At 72.6% G+C, this 19,929-nt stretch carries 25 protein-coding genes and 3 pseudogenes; 22 read left to right on the top strand and 6 right to left on the bottom strand.

Annotated features, from left to right (window positions below):
* Positions 1-174: 174 nt before the first annotated feature.
* The 16 genes and pseudogenes from AC07FY_RS32365 to AC07FY_RS32440 all read left to right on the top strand — a co-directional run bounded on the left by AC07FY_RS32365 (position 175) and on the right by AC07FY_RS32440 (position 9,823).
* Complete coding sequence (locus AC07FY_RS32365) at positions 175-720, top strand: ABC transporter permease (protein WP_479013828.1); 546 nt, start codon at positions 175-177, stop codon at positions 718-720.
* The gene (locus AC07FY_RS32370) at positions 717-1,433 is read left to right on the top strand and encodes an ABC transporter ATP-binding protein (RefSeq protein ID WP_479013831.1); all 717 of its coding nucleotides are present in this window, start codon (positions 717-719) and stop codon (positions 1,431-1,433) included. The genes AC07FY_RS32365 and AC07FY_RS32370 overlap by 4 nt, the downstream gene beginning before the upstream one ends.
* A gap of 91 nt (positions 1,434-1,524) precedes the next feature.
* The gene (locus AC07FY_RS32375) at positions 1,525-2,574 is read left to right on the top strand and encodes an ABC transporter substrate-binding protein (protein WP_479013834.1); all 1,050 of its coding nucleotides are present in this window, start codon (positions 1,525-1,527) and stop codon (positions 2,572-2,574) included.
* Positions 2,575-2,618: 44 nt separating this feature from the next.
* Complete coding sequence (locus AC07FY_RS32380) at positions 2,619-3,728, top strand: aryl-sulfate sulfotransferase (RefSeq protein ID WP_479013837.1); 1,110 nt, start codon at positions 2,619-2,621, stop codon at positions 3,726-3,728.
* Positions 3,729-3,822: 94 nt separating this feature from the next.
* Entirely contained in the window at positions 3,823-4,086 is a 264-nt protein-coding gene (locus tag AC07FY_RS32385; protein WP_479013840.1) for a GlsB/YeaQ/YmgE family stress response membrane protein, read from the top strand.
* Between the two features lie 231 nt (positions 4,087-4,317).
* Positions 4,318-4,697, top strand: a pseudogene (gvpJ, locus tag AC07FY_RS32390) (gas vesicle protein GvpJ).
* Positions 4,694-5,413, top strand: coding sequence for a GvpL/GvpF family gas vesicle protein (locus tag AC07FY_RS32395; protein ID WP_479013843.1), 720 nt, complete (start codon positions 4,694-4,696; stop codon positions 5,411-5,413). The pseudogene gvpJ and the gene AC07FY_RS32395 overlap by 4 nt, the downstream one beginning before the upstream one ends.
* Before the next feature lie 5 nt (positions 5,414-5,418).
* Entirely contained in the window at positions 5,419-5,682 is a 264-nt protein-coding gene (locus tag AC07FY_RS32400) for a gas vesicle protein GvpG (RefSeq protein ID WP_479013846.1), read from the top strand.
* 129 nt (positions 5,683-5,811) lie between these two features.
* On the top strand, positions 5,812-6,114 hold the full coding sequence (locus AC07FY_RS32405; RefSeq protein ID WP_479013898.1) for a gas vesicle protein: 303 nt from the start codon (positions 5,812-5,814) through the stop codon (positions 6,112-6,114).
* The gene (locus tag AC07FY_RS32410; RefSeq protein ID WP_479013849.1) at positions 6,111-6,608 is read left to right on the top strand and encodes a GvpL/GvpF family gas vesicle protein; all 498 of its coding nucleotides are present in this window, start codon (positions 6,111-6,113) and stop codon (positions 6,606-6,608) included. Before AC07FY_RS32405 ends, AC07FY_RS32410 begins: the two co-directional genes overlap by 4 nt.
* Positions 6,494-6,799: pseudogene (locus tag AC07FY_RS32415) on the top strand (GvpL/GvpF family gas vesicle protein); the annotation flags it as partial. The gene AC07FY_RS32410 and the pseudogene AC07FY_RS32415, both read left to right, overlap by 115 nt.
* Positions 6,800-6,874: 75 nt before the next feature.
* Positions 6,875-7,147 (top strand): gas vesicle protein K, encoded by a 273-nt coding sequence (locus tag AC07FY_RS32420; RefSeq protein WP_479013901.1) that lies wholly within the window; start codon positions 6,875-6,877, stop codon positions 7,145-7,147.
* Positions 7,148-7,191: 44 nt separating this feature from the next.
* Positions 7,192-7,566 carry a hypothetical protein gene (locus AC07FY_RS32425; protein WP_479013852.1) on the top strand — a complete coding sequence of 125 codons (375 nt, stop codon included), beginning with the start codon at positions 7,192-7,194 and terminating at the stop codon, positions 7,564-7,566.
* A gap of 72 nt (positions 7,567-7,638) precedes the next feature.
* Positions 7,639-8,076, top strand: a complete 438-nt coding sequence (locus tag AC07FY_RS32430) for an SsgA family sporulation/cell division regulator (protein ID WP_479013855.1) — start codon at positions 7,639-7,641, stop codon at positions 8,074-8,076.
* A gap of 99 nt (positions 8,077-8,175) precedes the next feature.
* The gene (locus tag AC07FY_RS32435) at positions 8,176-9,141 is read left to right on the top strand and encodes an LLM class F420-dependent oxidoreductase (RefSeq protein ID WP_479013858.1); all 966 of its coding nucleotides are present in this window, start codon (positions 8,176-8,178) and stop codon (positions 9,139-9,141) included.
* A 13-nt stretch (positions 9,142-9,154) separates the two neighbouring features.
* On the top strand, positions 9,155-9,823 hold the full coding sequence (locus tag AC07FY_RS32440; protein ID WP_479013861.1) for an HAD family hydrolase: 669 nt from the start codon (positions 9,155-9,157) through the stop codon (positions 9,821-9,823).
* Positions 9,824-9,898: 75 nt separating this feature from the next.
* On the opposite strand, the gene AC07FY_RS32445 is transcribed toward AC07FY_RS32440, so the two are convergent.
* Entirely contained in the window at positions 9,899-10,372 is a 474-nt protein-coding gene (locus AC07FY_RS32445) for a hemerythrin domain-containing protein (RefSeq protein ID WP_479013864.1), read from the bottom strand.
* 127 nt (positions 10,373-10,499) lie between these two features.
* The gene (locus AC07FY_RS32450; protein WP_479013867.1) at positions 10,500-11,543 is read right to left on the bottom strand and encodes a YihY/virulence factor BrkB family protein; all 1,044 of its coding nucleotides are present in this window, start codon (positions 11,541-11,543) and stop codon (positions 10,500-10,502) included.
* Between the two features lie 147 nt (positions 11,544-11,690).
* Here AC07FY_RS32450 and AC07FY_RS32455 point away from each other — a divergent pair.
* The 3 genes and pseudogenes from AC07FY_RS32455 (at position 11,691) to AC07FY_RS32465 (ending at position 13,950) form a co-directional block, all read left to right on the top strand.
* A pseudogene (locus AC07FY_RS32455) lies at positions 11,691-12,702 on the top strand (MFS transporter).
* Between the two features lie 121 nt (positions 12,703-12,823).
* A complete protein-coding gene (locus tag AC07FY_RS32460) occupies positions 12,824-13,696 on the top strand; it encodes an isocitrate lyase/PEP mutase family protein (RefSeq protein ID WP_479013870.1) in 873 nt (290 codons plus the stop codon).
* A complete protein-coding gene (locus AC07FY_RS32465) occupies positions 13,693-13,950 on the top strand; it encodes a hypothetical protein (RefSeq protein WP_479013872.1) in 258 nt (85 codons plus the stop codon). The genes AC07FY_RS32460 and AC07FY_RS32465 overlap by 4 nt, the downstream gene beginning before the upstream one ends.
* Positions 13,951-14,007: 57 nt before the next feature.
* On the opposite strand, the gene AC07FY_RS32470 is transcribed toward AC07FY_RS32465, so the two are convergent.
* Both AC07FY_RS32470 and AC07FY_RS32475 read right to left on the bottom strand, forming a co-directional pair.
* Positions 14,008-14,907, bottom strand: coding sequence for an NAD-dependent protein deacetylase (locus AC07FY_RS32470; RefSeq protein ID WP_479013874.1), 900 nt, complete (start codon positions 14,905-14,907; stop codon positions 14,008-14,010).
* 201 nt (positions 14,908-15,108) lie between these two features.
* On the bottom strand, positions 15,109-15,387 hold the full coding sequence (locus tag AC07FY_RS32475) for a GlsB/YeaQ/YmgE family stress response membrane protein (RefSeq protein ID WP_479013877.1): 279 nt from the start codon (positions 15,385-15,387) through the stop codon (positions 15,109-15,111).
* 237 nt (positions 15,388-15,624) lie between these two features.
* Between AC07FY_RS32475 and AC07FY_RS32480 the strand changes: the two genes are divergently transcribed.
* Entirely contained in the window at positions 15,625-16,830 is a 1,206-nt protein-coding gene (locus tag AC07FY_RS32480; protein ID WP_479013880.1) for an FUSC family protein, read from the top strand.
* Between the two features lie 86 nt (positions 16,831-16,916).
* Positions 16,917-17,585: an FAD-dependent monooxygenase gene (locus tag AC07FY_RS32485; protein WP_479013883.1), complete on the top strand. Its 669-nt coding sequence runs from the start codon at positions 16,917-16,919 to the stop codon at positions 17,583-17,585.
* Positions 17,586-17,624: 39 nt separating this feature from the next.
* On the opposite strand, the gene AC07FY_RS32490 is transcribed toward AC07FY_RS32485, so the two are convergent.
* On the bottom strand, positions 17,625-18,020 hold the full coding sequence (locus AC07FY_RS32490; RefSeq protein WP_479013886.1) for a hypothetical protein: 396 nt from the start codon (positions 18,018-18,020) through the stop codon (positions 17,625-17,627).
* Positions 18,021-18,260: 240 nt separating this feature from the next.
* Here AC07FY_RS32490 and AC07FY_RS32495 point away from each other — a divergent pair, with 240 nt between their 5' ends.
* Positions 18,261-18,509: a DUF6480 family protein gene (locus AC07FY_RS32495; RefSeq protein ID WP_479013889.1), complete on the top strand. Its 249-nt coding sequence runs from the start codon at positions 18,261-18,263 to the stop codon at positions 18,507-18,509.
* Positions 18,510-18,616: 107 nt separating this feature from the next.
* Here AC07FY_RS32495 and AC07FY_RS32500 read toward each other — a convergent pair whose 3' ends face one another.
* Positions 18,617-19,801, bottom strand: coding sequence for an alcohol dehydrogenase catalytic domain-containing protein (locus AC07FY_RS32500; RefSeq protein WP_479013892.1), 1,185 nt, complete (start codon positions 19,799-19,801; stop codon positions 18,617-18,619).
* Positions 19,802-19,929 lie beyond the last annotated feature (128 nt).

A 19,929-nucleotide genomic window follows, 5' to 3' on the forward strand; every position in this document is an offset into this window, starting at 1 on the left:
CTTGTGTTCCTTTTCCCCCCTTTTTCTCCCTTGCTTTTTGTTTGGTGCTATTTCCCCCTCCCCCCCCCCCCCCCCCCCCCCCCCCCCGCGGCCGCGCTCGCGGACAGCGCCCGCAGCGGCGTCCTCGCCGGTGACGTCGCCGCCAGCCTGACCCGTGCCGGGCAGGGTTTCGCAGTGGGCGCCCTCCTCGGAAGCGCGCTGGGCTTCGCCACCGGCTACCTGCCGGGCCTGTCCGCGGCCGTCACCCCCGTGGTCTCCTTCCTGCGCCCGATACCGGCCATCGCGCTGGTGCCGCTCGCGACCGCCTGGTTCGGCATCGGGGAGACCGCCAAGCGTCTGCTCATCGCCTACGCGGTGCTGCTCGCCGTCTGGTTGTACGTCCACGACGGCGTGTCCCGGGTGCCCGTGTCCCACCTGAGGGCGGCCCGGTCTCTGGGGGCGCCCTTGCACAGGCGCTTCGCCGAGGTTCTGCTGCCCGCCGCCGCGCCCGCGCTGCTCGCCGCGTTGCGGTACGGGGCCTCGGTGGCGCTGCTCGCCCTGGTGGCGGCGGAACTGGGCGGCGCGGACAGCGGACTGGCCTACCGGCTCCAGGTGGACGGCCAGTTCCTGCGCGTGGACCGGATGTTCGCCGGGCTGCTCGTGCTCGGGCTGCTGGGCGTCGCCGTCGATCTCGTCCTGGCCGCGGCAGGCCGCCGGTTCGTGCACTGGAGTGCCTCGTGAGCCCGGGCGTACGCCTGGAGGGGGCGTCGGTCCGCTACGGGCCCGCCCTGGTCCTGGAGCGCACCGACCTGGAGTTCGGGCCGGGTTCGTTCACCGCGCTGCTGGGGCCCAGTGGGTGCGGCAAGTCCACCGTCCTGAACCTGGTGGCCGGGTTCGTGCGACCGACCGAGGGGCGGGTGGCGGCAGGTTCCGCTCCGGTGCGCGGTCCCGGCCCGGACCGGGGCGTGGTCTTCCAGCACTACGCGCTCTTCCCGTGGCGAACCGCCCGCGGCAACGTCGAGTTCGCCCTCAAGCGGCTCGGCCTGCCCCGTGCGGAGCGCCGTAACCGGGCCCTCGCGGCACTGGCCGAGGTGGGGCTCGCGGACGGCGCCGAGAAGTACCCGGCGCAGCTGTCCGGCGGCATGCGGCAACGCGTGGCGCTGGCCCGCGCACTGGCCGCCGAACCCGACGTGCTGCTGATGGACGAGCCGTTCGGGGCACTGGACGCCCTGACCCGGACCCGGATGCAGACCCTGCTGCGGGAGCTGTGGCAGCGCCGCGGCACCACCGTCCTGTTCGTCACGCACGACATCGACGAGGCACTGGCCCTCGCCGAACGGGTCGTCGTCCTCGGCGGCAGTCCCGGCCGGGTGGTGGCCGACCACGCCGTGCCCGCCGGACCACCCGATCCGGACCTGCGCTCCCTGATCGCACGTCGTCTCGGCTCCGAGTAGAGCCGCTCGGCCCCCGCGAAGAGCCCCGCGGTCCCACCCCACGCCTGCCTCCCGCCCCCGTTCCCCTCCGTCCCGGAAAGGACCCACACCCATGCCCACACCCATGCCCACACTCATGTCCACACCCCTGCCCAGACCCCGCCCCCGCGCGGTGACCGCCCTGATGGCGGCCCTGCTCTGCGCCCTCGCCGCGGCCTGCACCAGCGCTCCCGGCTCCGCCGGCGGCGGCTCCGGCGACGCCGTCACCCTGGCGGCGAGCGACCACCTCGGCGGGGCGCCCGTCTACGTGGCGCAGGAGCGCGGACTGTGGTCCGCCGAGGGCCTCGACGCCACCGTGACCACCCGGCCCAGCGGCCGGGACGCGCTGAACGCCGTGCTCGGCGGCCAGGCGCAGCTCGGCGTCGTGGGCGACCTGCCCGCGGTCACCGCCGCGCTCGGCGGGCGCGAGCTGCGGATCGTCGCCGACCTGTCCCGCTTCTCCGACTGGCGCGTGCTGACCCGCACCGACCGGGGGATCACCGGCCTCGCCGCACTGAAGGACCGCAGGATCGGAGTCCCTCAAGGGACGAACGTCGAGTACGCCCTGTCGCGGATGCTCGACTCGGCCGGTCTGACGGCCGCGGACGTGACCGTGGTCAACCTCGCCCCCAATCAGGTCCCTTCGGCGCTGGCGCGCGGCGACATCGACGCCGGGGTCACCTTCCCCGGTTACTACGACGCCGCCCGCACCGCTCTCGGCGGCCACTACGCCGAGATCCCCTTCACCGGCTACACCGCCCGGACCCTGCTCGTCGCGGGCCCGACGGCGACCGAGGAGACCACCACGGCCGTGCTCCGGTCCCTGCTGCGCGCCCAGCGCGAGATCGCCGGTGACCAGGCCGGCGCGCGCAGGGCCGTACTCGCCCAGTCCAAGGGCGCGCTCCAGGCCGGCTACGTGGACACCTTCCAGCCCCGCTACGCGTACGGGGCCACCCTCTCGCCCGACCTGCTGGCCCAGTTGGAGCAGGAGGCCCGCTGGGCGAAGGCCGCCCAGGGACTTCCCGGCTCCGCCGACCGGGCCGCGCTGCTGCGGCATCTGCATCCAGCGCCCCTGACGGCCGCCGACCCGGCCGCCGTCACCCTCACCCGCACCGCCCCTTGAGCCCCCGAATGCCCCCGAGCCCCACCCCGAGTCAGGAGATCCCCATGACCGTCGACCAGAACACCTTGCGCCGCCGCGGCGTCGGCCTGATCGCCCACGACCCCGACCGCAGCTACGGCGGATACACCCTCTACACGCCCATCACCAGCGCCGGCGAGATCCACCTCGTCGACATCGAGGGCCGGCCCGTCCACACCTGGAACTCCCCGTACCCGCCCGGACGGCAGGCGCAGCTGCTGCCCGGCGGCAACCTCCTCTACGCCGCCAAGGACACCCGCGGCCCGACCCTCTTCCCCATCTGGGACGTCTACCACGGCGGCATCTTCCAGGAACTGGCCCCCGACTCCACGGTGGTACGCGAGACCAGGCACCCCTTCCACCACCACGACGCCTCGCCCCTGCGCAACGGCAACCTCATCGTCACCGTCGTCGAACCGCTGGACCCGGCCGACGCCGCCCGGATCCGCGGTGGCATCCCCGGATCCGAAGCGCCCGGCGGAGTGATCTACGGGGACGTGGTGTACGAGCTGACCTGGGACGGGGAGGAGGTGTGGCGCTGGGCCGCCATCGACCACCTCGACCCCGAGGACTTCCCCCTCGACCGGCACTTCGCCCGTGAGCACTGGCCCATGGCCAACACCGTCAACGAACGCGCCGACGGCTCGATCATCCTCGGTTTCCGCAGTGCCTCCTCCACCGTGGCCGTCGACCGCGCCGACGGATCCGTGCTGTGGCGCATCGGTCCCGACGTCCTCGCGCAGCAGCACCATCCGCACGAACTGCCCGGCGGCACCATCCTGGTCTTCGACAACGGCACCTACCGCGACACCACTTCCGTGCCGTACTCGCGGGTGCTGGAGATCGACCCGCGCACGGGCCGCCAGGTGTGGTCGTACGAGGACAACCCGCCGCAGAACTTCTACAGCCCCTACATGTCCAGCGCCCAGCGGCTGCCCAACGGCAACACCTTCGTCGCCGAGGGCTCCTTCGGCCGGCTTTTCGAGGTGACACCCGGCGGTGAGGTGGTCTGGGAGTTCGTGGTCCCGCAATTCCGGTCCTTCGGCGAGGGCGTCGGCCTGGAGTCCTCGGCCGGCGCCCAGAACTCGGTCTTCCGCGCCTACCGCCACTCCGCGGAGGAACTGCCCTGGCTGTGAACGACCGCCACGGCAACACCGGGTGCGTGCGCGCAGGGGACGCGGGCATGTGCGGGGTGGCCGAGTCCCCCCCCGCCGGTACGGAGGTATCGCCGTGCACATCTCGAGCCTGCTCAGTGCCGTTGTCATCGGCGCGCTCATCGGCTTCCTGGGCCGCTTGGTCGTGCCGGGCCGACAGCACATCGGCGTGCTGTGGACGCTCACCGTGGGGATCGCCGCCGCCCTGGCGGGGACCGCCCTCGCGAGCCTGTGGGACGTCGCCGACACGCGCGGCGTCGACTGGACGGAATGGCTGCTCCAAGTCGGCCTGGCCGCCGGGGCCGTGTGGTCCCTGTCCCGGGTCAAGGGGTTCCGGTGAGGGCGGTGGAACCGGCTGCGGCCGGAGCCCGGCCTGTTTGAGGTCCGGGCAGGTGGTCATGCGCGGCAGGAGGAAGTCATGGCCGACACATCTGACAACAACACACAGAAGAAGGCGGAAGGGCGAGCTCATCGGCTACCGGCGTACCCGCCGCTACAAAAGGGGTCGTTCGGACCGCCGCTGACAGCGGCGGCTTCCGCCCCCGTCCCGAAGAGAAGGGGGAACAGACCAATGACTGTCGTTCCTGCCCAGCCCGCGCCCGCTGCCTCCGGTGGCGGCTCCAGCGGCCTTTAAGGCGTACTCGAACTCGTCCTGGACCGCGGTCTGGTCATCGACGCGTTCGTACGGGTCTCCCTGGTCGGCATCGAGTTCTCGAGGCCTGCAACCGCCTGGACCTCGAAGCCGGACCGCGCAAGAGCCCGAACCTGCCCGATCTCGTCGGCCAGACGGCCGAGTCAGGGGCCCGGGGCAAGGCCAAGGGCGCCCTCAGCGGCGGCGCTGCCCAGACCATCTCCGACGCGTTCAGCCAGTCCCGTGACGAAGACGCCGAGGAGAAGTCCGAGAGCCGGCCGCGCCGACGCACCAGCATCCGACGGGAGGAGAAGGAATGAGCACCTACGTCTACGGCATCACCCGGGCCTCGCGAGAACTGCCCGACACCCTCGACGGCATAGGCGAGCCGCCGCTGCCGGTCCGCACCGTACGGGCCGGGGATCTGGTGGCCCTGGTCAGCGACGCCCCACCGGAGCTGAAGGCCGAGCGCCGCGATCTGCTGGCCCACCAGCGGGTGGTGATCGAAGCCCAGGCGGGCGGCCCCGTCCTCCCGATGCGCTTCGGCGGCGTCTCGCCCGACGACGACACCGTCGGCGCGATCCTCACCGAGCACCACGACGCCTACCTGGAGCGTCTGGAGACGCTCTCGGGCCGCGACGAGTACAACGTCAGGGCCAACCACCAGGAGGAGGCGGTCCTGTACGCGGTTCTCGGCACCGACCCCCAGCTGCGCGCCCGGCACCAGGCGATGCGCGCGGCCGGCGGCGGCAGCCACGAGGAGAAGCTGCAGTTCGGCGAACTCATCGCCCGCGCCGTCTCGGAGCGCGAGCGCACGGACGCCGCACTGATCGAGCAGACCCTCGCGCCGTTCGGCCAGGCGGTCCACCGGGCCCCCGAGGGCTCGGGCTGGCTCGCCAACCTGTCGTTCCTCGTCGACCGCGACCGGCGCGAGGACTTCCTCGCGGCCGTCCGCGGTCTGCACGAGCAGAACGAACACATCCAGGTGCAGGCGACCGGACCGCTGCCGCCCTGCAGCTTCGCCGACGCGGGCTGATCGCCGTGGGCCTGCTGAAGGAAGTACTGCTGCTCCCCGCCGCCCCGATCCGGGGGACGGCGTGGGTGCTGCGCCAGGTCGTCACGGAGGCGGAGCGGCAGTACTACGACCCTGCCGTCGTCCAGCGCGAGCTCGCGCAGGTGGTCGCGGCCTTCGAGGCAGGGGAGATGGACGAAGCCGAGTTCGACCGCCGGGAGGACGAACTCCTGGCGTGGACATCCGCGAGCAGCTGCGGACGGACTTGCGCGGCGTGGGTTCGGCCGCGGTGAGCGCGGTCGTCGACCGCCGTCTGGAGGCGGTGGCCGACCGGCTGCACGACCAGACACTGGGCAGTCGCCGCGCCGCGTCCTCGACGGGCAGGTCCTTCGAGCGGACGGCCGCCAAGAGCTCCGGCGAGCCTGCCCCCCGGCGTACCGCGACGTGCGCTGCCGGCGACGGCAATCCTCGAACGGGTGCTCGACAAGGGTGTGGTCATCGCCGGAGACATCCGCATCAACCTGCTCGGCATCGAACTGCTCACCATCAAGCTCCGCCTGGTCGTCGCCTCGGTCGACCGCGCCAAGGAGATGGGGATCGACTGGTGGGAGCAGGACCCCGCCCTGTCCTCCAAGGCCCGGCACCGCGAACTGGGCCGGGAGAACGACGAACTGCGACGGCGCGTCGCTGAGCTGGAAGCACGCCGGGAAGAGGAGCACTCGTGACCCAGCCGCTGCTCTACGTCTACACCGTGCTGCGGACCGCGGCCCCGCCGGCGCCGCCCCTGGCGCTCGACGGGCCCGCGGCCGTGCTGGGCACCGGCCTGGAGCTCGTCGAGCACGAAGGGCTGACGGCGGTCGTCGAGCCGGTGGACCCGGCCGACTACGACGAGGGGCCCCTGCGCGCCCGCCTGGAGGACCTCGACTGGCTGGCCGCCATGGCCCGGGCCCATCACGAAGTCGTCGCGCGCGTGGGCCGCCACACCACCACCGTTCCCCTGCGGTTGGCCACCATCTGCCGGGGCCGACCCGGCGTCCAGCGGATGCTGGCGGAGCCAGGCGCTTCCATCGGCGAGGCGCTGGAGCGGGTCGAGGGCGCCGAGGAGTGGGGCGTCAAGCTGTACGCCCAGCCCGAGCCCGCCGGCCCGCCGCCGACGGAAGCGGGCACGCAGTCCGCCGCGGGCGCCCCGTCGGCCGCGACTACCTGCGCCGCCGGCTGACCGACCGCCGGGCACAGGCCGATCGCAGCGGGCGCACCCAGCGGGCGGCCGAAGCGGTGCACGAAAGGCTCACCCGGCAGGCGTCGGGAGCCGTACTGCACCCGCCCCAGCAGCGGCAGCTCTCCCAGGTACCGGGGGACAACGTCCTCAACGCGGCCTACCTGGTGCCCACGGCCGAGCGGCAGGCGTTCCTCGACAGCGTCCCGACGGCCGACGACCTGCCACCGGGAGTCAGGGTGGAGGTCACGGGGGAAGGAGGGCGCCGCATGAGCCGGCCGCAAAGGCTCGACCTCGACCCCGACACGGTCGAACGCGACCTCGCCTGCCTCGTCCTGACCGCCATCGAACTCCTGCGCCGGCTCATGGAGCGCCAAGCCCTGCGCCGGGTCGTGAGCGGCGGACTGACCGAGGACCAGGAGGAGCGCTTCGGCCTGACCCCGATGCTCCTGGAAGACCGGATGGAGACCCTGCGCACCCGGTTCGGGCTCCAGCCCGAGGACCTCAACATCGCCCTCGGCCCGCTGGGCAGGCTGCTGTGACACCCGAGGGGTTTAGGGGACGGACTTCTGGTCAGACGCGGGACATGACCGAATCGGAGACGACCACCAACAGCTTTTCCACGAGCCGTAGTTCCTCCAACGGAACGAAGAGCTCCCAGGCCGCCGAAGCGGCACGCGACGGAGCGAAGACGGCCTCCACCACGGCGAGCGGTATCGGGGGCACGCTCACGAACCTGCCCGCCCCGCTGGCGGAGAAGACCGCCGCCGCCGCGCAGGCCCTGCGCGGCACGGTCGGCCGGGCGGGATGGATCTGGACGGCGATACGGGACCGCAAGGCCGTCGTCGCCGGAGCCGCCACCGCGAGCGCGGCCGTCGTCACCACCGCCTACACGGCGGGCCGCCGTGCCGGACTGCGCCAGCGCGGGCCGATATCCAGGCTCACCGGCGGCCGCATCTGACCGGCGCTGCCCCGCTTTTCCCCCGATCGGCCCAGCATGGCAGGGGGGGACGCGGGGCAGACGAGCGCAGCCGTGCAGCCCAGCCAGGAGGCCTCCTCGATGTCCCGCGTGTCCGCTCTGATCGTCGTGCGCCTCGATGCGCCGTCCGACCACGTTCTTCTGCTCGCCCGTTTCTCGTACGACGCGGACGATCCGTACGCCGTCCAGGCCGAATTCCTCGACGGCCCCAACGTCTTGGCCTGCTGGCACTTCGACCGGCAGATGCTGGCCGAGGGGCTGCACCGTCCGGTGGGGGAGGGCGACGTCACCTTCCGCCCGGGCGAGAGAGCCGGCGTCGAAGAACTCCGGGTCGACCTGCGCGGCCGCAGCACCGAGCCGGAGGGCGAAGCGGTCCTCTTCGTGGACGCCCGCGCGCTCAAGGGCTTCCTGGAGCAGACGTACGCGGTCGTCGGCGACGGGGATGAGTTCCTCGACCTCGACACGCTCCTCGACGAGTTCCTGGCCCGATGACGGCCCGGACGCCCCGCCGGAACGCCGACCGCTGCGCCATACGGAGGCTCGTTCCCGCCGGAGGGTTTCACCCGGCCTGATGGCGGCAAGGCGCTGCTCATGGTGCAAATCGGGTACACGATGATGACAGAGCAGGCCGGGCCGCGGGAACTCGTGGCGCACGTGGTGGGAGCGGAACGGGCGGGCTTCGACTTCTCCGTGATGTCGGACCACTCGTTCCCCTGGCTCGAGTCGCAGGGGCACGCCCCGTACGCCTGGAGTGTCCTGGGCGCGGCCGCGCAGGCGACCTCCCGCATCCCGCTGATGACGTACGTGACCTGCCCGACCTTCCGCTACCACCCGGCCGTCGTCGCGCAGAAGGCGGCGACCGTGCAGATCCTGTCGGAGGGCCGCTTCCGTCTGGGTCTGGGATCCGGCGAGAGCCTGAACGAGCACATCGTCGGTGCCGGCTGGCCCGCCGCCCACGTCCGGCTGGAGATGCTGGAGGAAGCCGTCGACATCATCCGGCGGATGTTCACGGGCGAGAACGTGATCCACCACGGCGCGCACTTCGACGTCGAGAACGCCCGGCTGTGGGACCTCCCCGACACGCTGCCGCCCATCGGGATCGCCGTCTCGGGACCCCGCTCGTGCGAGCTCGCCGGCCGCCACGGCGATCTCGTGATCGCCACGGAACCCAAGGCGCAGCTCCTGCGGGACTTCGACGCGCACGGAGGCGCGGGCAAACCCCGCGTCGGCCAGGTCCCCGTCTGCTACGACACCGACCGCGACGCCGCGGTGTCCCGCGCGCACGACCAGTTCCGCTGGTCCCTGGGCGGCTGGCACGTCAACTCGGAACTCCCCGGCCCGGCCGCCTTCGAACAGGCCGCGCAGTACACCCGGCCCGAAGATGTCGCGGAGTCCATTCCCTGCGGTGACGACGTCGAGGCGTTCGTCGAGGCGGTACGGCCCTATGCGGAGGCCGGGTTCACCGAAGTCGCCCTGGTCCAGATCGGGGGCGACCACCAAGAGCCGTTCCTGGAGTGGGCCGAGGCCAAACTGCTGCCCGCCCTACGGAAGCTGTGAGGACACCGCCACCATGAACCGCGCCGCTCTCTTCGACGTCGACGGCACCCTCGCCGACACCAACCACCTGCACGTCACCGCCTGGTGGGAAGCGCTGCGCCAGGCTGGGCACCAGGTGCCCATGCACGCCGTCCACCGGGCGATCGGCCTGCCGGGCGAAGACCTCCTCGGCCATCTCCTCGGCGAGGACCGGGACCGCGCCGAGGACGACCGGCTGAGCGCCTCCCACGACACCCTGTACGCCACGTACTTCGACCGGCTCCCCGCCTTCGACGCGGCCGCCGACCTGCTGCGCACCCTGTCGGGGGCCGGCTGGAAGGTCCTGCTCGTCACCTCGGCCAAGGACAGGGAACTCCAGGCCCTGCGCAAGGCGATCGGCGCCGACGACGCCATCGCCGACACGGCGACCTCCGAGGACGTCGAACAGGGCAAGCCCGCACCCGACCCCGTCCGGCACGCCCTCGGGCTGGTGGACGTGCCACCGGGACGTGCGGTGTTCGTGGGCGACTCGGTCTGGGACATGAAGGCGGCCGGGCGGGCCGGCGTGGCCGTCGTCGGCCTGCTTTGCGGGGGGATTCCCCGGGCGGACCTGGAGGAGGCGGGAGCGGAGGCCGTCTACCGCGACCCGGCCGACCTGCTGGGCGCACTCGGCACGAGCCCGTTCTCCCGGATCCCCGCCTGAACCGTCCCGTCCCGGCCCGTCCCCAGTGTCCCGCCCGCCGGGTGCGCCGGCCCCCTTTCCGGGGGCCGGCGGGGCCTACTGGTCGGCGCTGGGAACGGCGAGGGGGTCGCTGGGGGCCGTCTTCTTGGCCGTTTCCATCCGGGCGCCGAGTTCGGTGAGCCGGTTGCGGCCCATCGCCTTGCGGACGTCGGGGAACCACTCCTTCTCCTCTTCCTCGACGTGATGGCGGACGTTCTCCATCAGCACGCTCATCTTGGCGTCGAACCGCTCGTCCTCCGGATCGAGGTCCTTGAGCTCGGACAGCATCCACAGCACCACGTGGTGCTCCTCGACGCTTTCGAGGACGTGGTCCTTGGTGTCGGGGGCCGCCTCCCGGGCGGCCGGGTAGAAGATCTTCTCCTCGATCCAGGCGTGGGTGGTGAGTTCCTCGATCACCCGGTCGGCGATCCTGCGCTTCTCCTCGTGCGCGTCCTCGTCCGCCTTCTCGAACTGCTTGAACAGCTTCTCCACCGTCTTGTGGTCTTCCTTCAGCAGCACGATCCCGTCCATGGCTCTCCTCCACGTCGCAGTCCAACAACCCGCCGGACGGCCACTGCCGCCCCCGGCTCCTGTACCCGCTCCCCGGGACCGTGCGTCGTTCCCGGGGCCGGTTTGCCCCGTACGGGCGTCCCCGGTGTCACCGGATGCGGCGCTGCTCCTCCTCGCTCCAGGCGCGCGTGTCACGCGGCTCGACATAGGGCTCCTCGTCTTCGGGCAGTCCGCCGGCGATCGCGCGCTGGCGGCTCATCTCCGCGTCGAACTCCAGGCCGAGGAGGATCGCGAGGTTGGTGAGCCACAGCCACACCAGGAAGACCAGGACGCCCGCGACGGTGCCGTACGTCTTGTTGTAGGAGGCGAAGTTCGCGACGTAGAAGGCGAAGCCGGCCGAGGCGGCCAGCCAGATCGCCAGCGCCACGAAACTGCCGGGCGTCACCCACCTGAACCCCCGGCCCTTGGCGTTGGGCGCCGCCCAGTAGAGAAGCGCGATCATGAGCGTCACAAGGAGCACCAGGACCGGCCACTTCGCGACCGACCACACCGCCAGCGCGCTGTCGCCGATGCCGAGGACGGCGCCGGCCTGCCGCGCCAGGCCCCCGGTGAAGACCACGATCAGCGCGCCGGCGCAGGCCAGGACCATCAGCGTCACGGTGAGCGCCAGACGCAGCGGCAGGATCTTCCACAGGGGCCGGCCCTCGGGCATGTCGTAGACGACGTTCGAGGCGCGGATGAACGCGGCGATGTAACCGGAGGAGGACCACAGTGCGGCGAGCAGGCCGACGACCGCCAGGAGCGATCCGACGCCGCTGCGGCCCTGGACCTGCCGGACCGCATCGCTGATGAGCTCGCGGGCCGGGCCGGGGGCGAGCTGCTGCAGGCCGTCCAGCACCTCCTGGGCCGCCGACTGCCCGGCGATGCCCAGCAAAGACATCAGGATCAGGAGGGCCGGGAAGAGCGAGAGCACCCCGTAGTAGGTCAGCGCCGCGGCCCGGTCGCCCAGTTCGTCCTGGGTGAACTCCCTGACCGTCCCGCGCAGCACTGCCGCCCACGACCGTCCGGGCAGCTGTGAGGGCTGACCGGGAGCACGCTCCTCGACCTCCTCGCCCGGTCCCGGGCGATCGCCCCTGCCCTCGTCGGAACCTTCCCGTCCGCCGTCGCGGTCCGTGTGCGAGATGCGTGTCATACCGTCCGGGTGTCCAGTTCCGGCGCGCCCATGTCATGGGGTCCGGTGCGACTCCGGCGCGGGCCCCGGCCCCCGCGGCGGAGCGCGGCTGCGCCGAACACCGCAGCCCGGCGCGCCCGGTGGGCGGGGTGTCCCTAGCGTGGGGGCGTGGCATCACCAGAGAAGCCTTCGCCCGCCGCCTATCGCAATCTGCTCGTGGCCACGGGGGGGGGCACGCTCACCTTCTGGGCCTGGGCCCTGATCGCGCCCCTGGGCAGTGACTACCGGGACCGGCTGGGGCTGAGCTCGGTGCAGCAGTCCCTGCTGGTGGCGGTGCCCGTGATTCTCCGGCTACTTCACCCCGCGGATCGCCCGGCACGGTGAGACGCTGCCGTTCCTGGTGGTGGCCGCCGCCCTCGCGGTGTACGCGGTGCTCGCGGCCCTCCTGCTCAGGGACCGCCCCGACCGCCCGGTGCCGAGCGACTCGCCGGCCACCCGGCTCCGCCGGGCCGGACGGCTGAGGGTGACCTGGGAGCTGTCCGCGCTGTACGCGATCGGCTTCGGCGGCATCGTCGCCTTCGGGGTGTACCTGCCCACGTACCTGAAGACCTGGTACGGGCTCTCACCGACCGACGCGGGCACCAAGGCGGCCGGCTTCGCCCTGGTCACCGTGATCGCCCGCCCCTTCGGCGGCTGGCTGGCCGACCGCGTCCACCCGGCGCTGGTCACGGCGGGAGCCCTGGGCGCCACCGCCCTCCTCGCCGTCGTCCAGGCATTCGACCCCGCCCTGGACCCGGTCGGGACCCTCTGCCTGCTGTGCATCGCGGCGGGGCTCGGGACGGCGAGCGGCAGCGTCTTCGCCCTGGTGGCGCAGGCACCCCGCAGGCCCAGGTGGGCAGCGTCACCGGCATCGTCGGCGCGGTGGGCGGCCTGGGCGGGCGGCTTCGTGCCGCCCCTGGCCATGGGCGCGGTGTACGGCGCCAAGGACTCCTACTCGATCGGCTTCATGCTCCTGTCGGACCTCGCGCTCGCGGGCTGCGTGTACGCGTACGGCCGGATGCGCTCCGTGCGGCCGTACGGCGCCGGCGCGCGACCTCCCGGCGGGCGCGGCCCCTCCGTGGCAGTCGGTCCTCTCCGTGACGTTTCTGTGGTGAACCGGCTGCGCCAACGGGGTGAGTAAAGACTTTCCAAGTGAAGCGTCTGCACTCGTTCAAGGGAAGATCCACATTGCGCAAAGCGCTGTCGTGTCGCGGCGGCCCTCGCGCTTCCCCGTGCCGACGAGCCCTCCGAGGAGCCGAACGATGACTTACGGAAACAAGCTGCGGGAACAGATCGCCAAGCCGGGCACCACCCCCCTGATCGGCGTGTACGACATGTACTCGGCCTCAGTGGCGGCCCAGCACTACGACGGGATGTTCGTGTCGGGGTTCGGCTTCGCCGCCTCCTACTACGGGCTGCCGGACATCGGCTTCATCGCCTGGCCCGACATGGTGGCCTTCGTCCAGCGGCTGCGCGGCGCCTTCCCCCGCCACCACCTCCTCGTCGACATCGACGACGGCTACGTCGACCCCGAGGTGGCCTGCCACGTCGTGGAGAGCCTGGAGCGGATGGGCGCCTCGGGCGTCATCCTCGAAGACCAGAAGCGCCCGCGGCGGTGCGGGCACGCGGACGGCAAGCAGGTGCTGCCGTTGGGGGAGTACCTGGAGAAGCTGGAGATGGTGCTCGCCACCCGCAGGGAGATGGTCGTCGTCGCACGCACCGACGCGATGGAGGAGGCCGACATCATCCATCGGGCGCAGGCCCTGGCGGCGACGGACGCCGACGTCGTACTCGTCGACGGGGTGCGCAGCGTGGAGTGGATCCAGCGGATCCGCGAGGCGGTCGGCGGCAAGCCGCTGCTGTTCAATCAGATCGCCGGCGGCAAGTCGCCGAGCCTGTCCCTCGGCGAGCTGACCGACCTCGGCGTCGACGTGGCCATCTACAGCACCCCCTGCCTCTTCGCCGCGCACAAGGCCATGGACACGGCCCTGGCCGAACTGCGGCTCGCCGACGGGCGGCTGCCCGCGGTGGAGGGGAGCCAGGAGGTCGGTGTCCGGGAGTCCACGCAACTGCTGGCCAGGAACATCACGCGTCACCACCCGGTGCCGGGAGCGCGCGAGAGCGTCCGCGCGTGACCGGCGCGCGCGTCCGGGCCGCAGCCTTCCTCGCGGTCGCCGCCCTCGGCGGCGGCGCGGCTCCGGCCGCGGCCGGGAGCCTGATCACCGTCATCGACAACTCGCACGCGGACTCCGTACTCGAAGTCGACCGGACGGCCAATCTGCAGAGCGGCAGCGGCAGTGCGGGCAGCGATCACGAAGGCAGCGCCGTGGCGGTGCTCGGCACCCTCCTCCGGACGGCGGATCCGGAGCGCGGGCGCGGAGGCGGCTGATCGGAGCATCCCCCGGCGCCGTCGGGCCACTTCGGCCGGCCGGCTGCCCGAGATCCCTCAGGCAGCCGGCCGGCCGTCGACGGGGATGCCCAGGCGGTCGGCCACACCGGTGAGGGTCGCGCCGAGCGGGAGCGCGATCCGGGTCGCGGCGTACCGGTCGCCCCGGGTGGGGTCACGGTTGACGATGAGGACGGGCTTCCCGGCCTGCGCTGCCTGGCGGACGAACCGGAGCCCCGACATCACGGTCAGGGAGGACCCCAGGACCAGCAAGGAGCCCGCCCCGCCGACCAGGGCCCGGCACTGCTCGACGCGCCGCGGCGGCACGGCCTCGCCGAAGAACACCACGTCCGGCTTGAGCACCCCGCCGCACTCCGAGCAGGGCAGCACGCGGAAGTCCCCCACCTGATCGTCGGTGAGGTCGGCGTCACCGTCGGGGTTCAGCCCGGCGGCCACCGGTTCGAAGCCGGCATTGGCCTCTTCGAGCCGCCGGGCCAGCGCGTGGCGCGAGCTGCGAGCACCGCAGGAGAGGCAGACGACCCGGTCCAGGCCGCCGTGCAGCTCCAGCACGCCGTCGCTGCCGGCGGCCTGGTGCAGCCCGTCGACGTTCTGGGTGATCACACCCGAGAGCAGGCCGCGCCGCCCGAACGCCGCCACGGCGCGGTGCCCCGCGTTGGGGCGGGCGCCGCCGAACGTCCGCCAGCCGAGGTGGCTGCGCGCCCAGTACCGGCGCCGGGCCCGGTCGCTGCCGGTGAACTCCTGGTAGGTCATCGGGGTGTGGCGGCTCAGGCTTCCGCCCTCGCCCCGGTAGTCGGGGATGCCCGACTCCGTGGACATGCCCGCCCCGCTGAGCACCAGCACCCGGCCGGAACGCAGTGCCTCGGCCACCGGCTCGGGATCCGTGGTGGCGGGAAGCGGGTCCCCGGTGGGCGTCCAGGTGAGGGTGGGCCGCATGCGCATGCCCCCAGCGTACGGAAACGGGCGGAGCCCCGGCACGGGGCTGCGACAGATGTCTGCCCGTTTCCCCGCACATGTCCACACGGCCGGCGGGTCGCCGGGAAAGGCGAACGGCTCCGCCTCGCCAGGAGGGGGAGCCGTTCGCGGCGGATCGTGCCGCTTCGCGCCTGTGGCCGGGCCTGCCCGTGGTCAGGCGTGCCGGTGTCAGGCGTGCCGGTGGGAACGTCGGTTGCCGGTGACGAGGCGGTAGATGGCCAGGAGGATGACCGAGCCGATGATGGCGGCGATCCAGGTCGACAGGTCGAAGAAGCCGTCGATGGAGTCGACGCCGAAGATGACCTTGCCGAGGAAGCCGCCGAGCAGGCCGCCCGCGATGCCGATGAGCATGGTGATGATGACGCCGCCCGGGTCCTTGCCCGGCATGATCGCCTTGGCTATGAAGCCGGCCAGCAGCCCGATGAGGATCCACGCGATGATGCCCATGATGCTTCTCCTGCCTTGCCTGTGAGGTGGTGACGTTCAGTGTCAGGTTGCTTCTGCACGCTGCCGGCGATTCCAAACGTGCCCCGCACGGGGCGGCTTCGGCAGGCAGCACCGCGCGGAGCGGGCCGGGTGCCGTCCGCCCGGCGGACGCGCTCACGCGGGTGCTTCGCCGTCGCCGAAGGGTCGAATACCGCCCGCACCGCGTCACCCGGCTCCACCTGGGGAATGCGGCCGGGTATGCCCCAAACGATCACCACCCTCGCCACCCGCATCGCGCACCGCCGCCGCGAACCCGTTGCCGTCCAAGCCCTGCGGTCCACCGCGGCGGCGGTCATCAGCTACGTCGTCGCGCTCCGCCTCAGCAGCGAACCGAACCCGCTGACGGCCCCGCTGACCGCCCTGCTCGTCGTCCAAGTCACCCTGTACTCCACGCTGACCACCAGCATCCGCAGGGTGAACTCCGTCGTCGTCGGGGTTCTGATCGCGATCGGATTCAGCGCGCTGGTGGGTCTCACGTGGTGGAGCCTCGGGCTGCTCATCCTGGCCTCGCTGGTGGTGGGCCACCTGGTCCGGGTCGACGAGTTCGTCCCGGAGGTCGCGATCAGCGCGATGCTCGTCCTCGGCGTCACGCAGGTCACGGACACCGCCTGGGACCGCGTCCTGGAGACGTTGATCGGCGCGGTGGTGGGGCTGCTCGTCAACCTCCTCGTCGCACCCCCCCTGTGGGTCGGCCCGGCCGGGACCGCGATCACCGACCTCGCCGGGCGCATGAGCCGCCTGCTGAACCACCTCGGCGAGGAGTCCCTGGACAGCGCCAAGGTGGAGCAGGCCGCGGCCAGGCTGCACGAGGCACGGCGGCTCGACAACGACATCGCGCAGGTCGACGCGGCCCTGCGGCAGGCCGAGGACAGCCTGCGCCTCAATCCGCGCGTCAAGGAGGGGCTGCTCTTCCGGCTCGTGCTCCGCACCGGTCTGGACACCCTGGAGATCTGCGCGGTGGTGCTCCGCGTGGCCTGCCGGACATTGACGGACCTGGCCAAGGCCCGCCCCGACGGTCCGCTCTTCCCGGCGCAGACCACCCGCGCGCTGCGCGAGGTGCTGGTGCACACGGCCGTCGCCGTGGAGAGCTTCGCCCAGCTGATCACCGCGCAGGTCAGCGCCAACGCGGAAGAGGCCGAGGCCCGTCTGGCGGGGGAGCTGGCGGTGGCCCGGGCCAACCGCGACCGGCTCGCCGACCTGCTGCTCGCCGACGTCGGGGAGGACCCCGCGCAGTGGCAGCTGCACGGAGCGCTGCTCGCCGAGATCGACCGGGTCCTCGACGAACTCGGCGTGGAGAAGCGCTCCCAGCGCCTGCTGGAGGAGCTGGACCACCACACCCGGAGCCGGCCCGCCGGCCGTCTGCGCGGGCGCCTGCGCCTCCGTTCGGGCCGCGGCCTGCCGTAGATTGGTCATGCGCCTGACAGCAGGGCATGTACCACTGCGGTGATCAGCCGTGGACGGCGCCACCTCGCCAGGGGGACGACCTGCACATGACCAGGGAAGCCGGTGCCGTCCGCAACGAGACCCGCTGGTACACCCGTTGGGGATGGATCGAGCCGAGGACCGCGCCGGGAGGCCCCCCGCTGCCGTACGCCTACAACATCCGGCGCAGCGTCCTCGATCCGCTCATCAGGCCCCGCGCGGCTCGGACCTCCGGCGTCGATCTGCTCCTCGGTCACCGCGTGACCGGTCTGCTCCGGGAGGGCGGACGAACGGCGGGCGTACGGGCGTCGGCCGCGGAGGGCCAGCGCGAGATCCGGGCCCGGCTGGTGGTGGGCGCCGACGGCGTGACGGTGCTCGCCGTGCTGCCGGACAAGAAGCGGCTGCCGGCCTTCCGGGAAGACCTGGAGGGCAGCTGCCCGGCCTTCGTCCGCGCCCTGCCCGAGGCACCACCCGTCGACTCGGCCGAACGCGGCACGCGCGTGCGGATGGGCCCTGGAGTCCGCGCACCGGCTGGCGGAGGCGGTCGGTCCGGCCGCGTCCGGCCGCGGCGGCCGGGGTGGCCTCTACCGGTCCCTCGCGGGGTACGCCCGCAGGCACGGGCGCCGGCTGCGCGGCCACCAGTACCCCTGGAGCGGCTGATGTTCTCGGCGGCCGCGCGTGACGCGTCCATGGCGCGGCACATGCACCGGTCCGGCTCCCGCCAGGCGGGACCATGACGACAGGGCCTCGGGCCTCGCGGGATGGGACCGGCGCCCTCAGCGCCGCCCCCGCCCGGTCCGTACGGGCCGCATCCGGTGGCGCCATCGCGCGAGGAGCTCGCCGGGCGTGCGGGCCGGGGGCGTGCGTTCGGCAGGCCACTCCTCCTGCCGGGTGAGGGCGACGCTCGGCACGAGCGCGCGCGTGCCGTCCACTTCCAGTGCGCACAGGGGCACCCCGCCGGAGGTGTCGTCGCGCCCGACGCGGACCAGGAAGGGTTTCGGCGGGTCCGTGGGGAGCTCGGCCCGCAGGAGCGCGGCCGTCTTGCGGGGCGCGCGGACGGCGGCGACGGTCTTGCCGTCGACCAGGACCTCGGTGCGGCGCCGGCGCACGTCGTACAGGACGGTGATCGAATGGCCGTCCTGATCGAGGTGATAGCGGTGGTGCGTCGCCACGTCGGCCTCCCCGCAGGTACCTGCCACCAGGGTAGGACGCCGGCTGCGGCCGGTCGTGTGCTCGGCCGGTGGGGCGGCTCGGCCGGTCGGGTGTCGCGCGCGGACGCGGGGGTAGGCGCCTGCCGATGGGCCGAAACGACGTAACCGACAGGCACGGACGACGGGAAACGGCCGACGCCGGTGGACGCCGCGCACAGCCGTCCCGCAGTGCCATACCGTCGAGCCAGAGGACTGACAACCATGAGCGCCTCCAACCCGGACCCCGTCTCCAACCCGGACCCCGATCCGCGCACCACACCCGGACTCGAAGCCGGCGGCGGAGTCCCGCCGGGCGAGACCCCGCCCGGCGAATCCAGCACCGCCACCGGCGCAGGCCCCTACCGACAGGTGAAGCGTGGCTGGTCCAAGGGCCCGCTCATCGCGATCATCGTGCTGGCCGTGGTTTGCGCCCTCTTCTTCCTCGCCTACGCCATCACGATCAACACCTGACCACATGCACGACGACCTCCTGACGGCCCCGGTCCAGCCGGGGCCGTCAGGAGGTTCTTCGGTTCGGTTCCGGCGGGTTCGGTGCCGGTGCCGGTTCCCCGAGGCCGTCAGGGGGTGAAGAGCACCTTGACCGCGCCGTCCTGCTTCTTCTGGAACATCTCGTAGGCCTGGGGGGCCTCGGAGAGGGGCATGCGGTGCGTGGCGAAGTCGTCCACGCCGAGCGGGTCGTCGTCCGTCAGGAGGGGCAGGAGGTCCTCGACCCAGCGCCATACGTTGGCCTGGCCCATGCGCAACTGGATCTGCTTGTCGAACATGGTCAGCAGGGGCAGCGGGTCCGCCATCCCGCCGTACACGCCGGAGAGGGAGACCGTGCCGCCCCGGCGCACGAGGTCCAGGGCGAGGTGCAGGGCGGAGAGCCGGTCCACGCCGAAGCGCTGCATCATCCTGGCGGCCAGTGCGTCGGGCAGCATGGTGGTCAGTTGCTGGGCGCTCTTCGCCGCCGGCCCGCCGTGCGCCTCCATGCCCACGGCGTCGATGACGGAGTCGGGGCCGCGTCCGCCGGTCAGCCCCCGCACGGCGTCGGGCAGGTCCGCGCCGTACTCCTTGAGGTCGAGGGTGTGGACACCGCGTGCGGAGCTGCGCCGCAGCCGGTCGGGGACCAGGTCGATCCCGATGACGAGGCCGGCTCCCCGGTGCGCGGCGATGCGCGTCGCCATGTCGCCGATCGGGCCCAGGCCCAGCACCGCGACGCTGCCGCCGGGCGGGATCGCCGCGTACTCCACGGCCTGCCAGGCCGTGGGCAGGACGTCGGAGAGGTAGACGAAACGGTCGTCGGGGCCGTCCTGCGGCACCGGAATGGGCAGATTGTTGCCGAACGGGACCCGCAGGTACTCGGCCTGTCCACCGGGCACCTGCCCGTAGAGCTTGGTGTAGCCGAAGAGGGCCGCGCCGCTGCCGTACTCGTGGACCTGCGTGGTCTCGCACTGCGAGTGCAGGCCGGTGCCGCACATGTGGCAGGTGCCGCAGGAGACGTTGAACGGGATGACGACCCGGTCGCCGGGCTTGACCCGGGTGACCTCGGGGCCGACTTCCTGCACGATCCCCATGGGCTCGTGGCCGAGGATGTCACCGGCATCCATGAAGGGGCCGAACAGCTCGTAGAGGTGCAGGTCGGAGCCGCACAAACCGGTGGTGGTGATCTTCACGACCACGTCCGTGGGATCCTTGATCACGGGATCGGGAACGGTGTCGACGCGTACGTCGCGCTTGCCGTGCCAGGTCAGCGCCTTCATGTGGACTCCCGGGTTCGACTCGGTCAGCGGGGCCGGGGGGGGGGGGGGGGGGGGGGGGGGGGGGGGGGGGGGGGGGGGGGGGGGGGGGGGGGGGGGGGGGGGGGGGGGGGGGGGGGGGGGGGGGGGGG

The sequence above is a fragment of the Streptomyces sp. NPDC045967 genome (genome assembly GCF_056430495.1).